Source organism: Oleiphilus sp. HI0086, assembly GCF_001635225.1.
Genome location: NZ_LWFZ01000224.1, coordinates 1 through 601, shown reverse-complemented (window position 1 = coordinate 601; position 601 = coordinate 1). Strand labels below are relative to the sequence as shown.

Here is a 601-nt window from a genome sequence, read left to right as displayed (position 1 = left end):
TATATCGAGAAGACGCTAAAAGACTTATCACTGTGGGATAAGAAAGATAACCGTATTATGGAGTTGTCAGGTGGTATGAAGCGCCGTGTGTTGATAGCCAAAGCGCTGTCGCATGAACCCAAGATTTTATTCTTGGATGAGCCGACAGCTGGGGTTGATGTTGAGCTGCGAAAAGATATGTGGGAGTTGGTCCGTAAGCTTCGAGAAAAGGGGGTCACGATTATCCTCACCACACACTATATTGAGGAAGCAGAAGAAATTGCTGACCGTATTGGTGTGATCAATAATGGTCAATTAGTCTTGGTTGAAGAGAAGACAGAATTGATGCGTAAGTTAGGGAAGAAGCAATTAACCCTCGACCTGAAGACCGAGCTATCTAGTTTGCCAACGAGCCTAAAAGGTTTCGATCTAGTGCTGAATAATAATGGCCTGCAACTTGTTTATACCTACGACACGCTAGAAGATCATACGGGTATTGCGACCTTGCTCCAGCACTTGTCTGAAGAGGGGATTCAGTTTAAAGATTTAAAGACTGACCAGAGCTCATTAGAAGATATCTTTGTATCGCTTGTTAAGGAGTCCGCATGAACCGTCACGCAGT

1 protein-coding gene is annotated in these 601 nt (G+C 43.9%); it reads left to right on the top strand.

Going from position 1 to position 601, the window contains the following annotated elements; translation table 11 throughout:
- A partial coding sequence (locus tag A3756_RS02945) for an ATP-binding cassette domain-containing protein (protein ID WP_156490223.1) occupies positions 1-588 on the top strand: 588 nt, incomplete at its 5' end.
- Positions 589-601 lie beyond the last annotated feature (13 nt).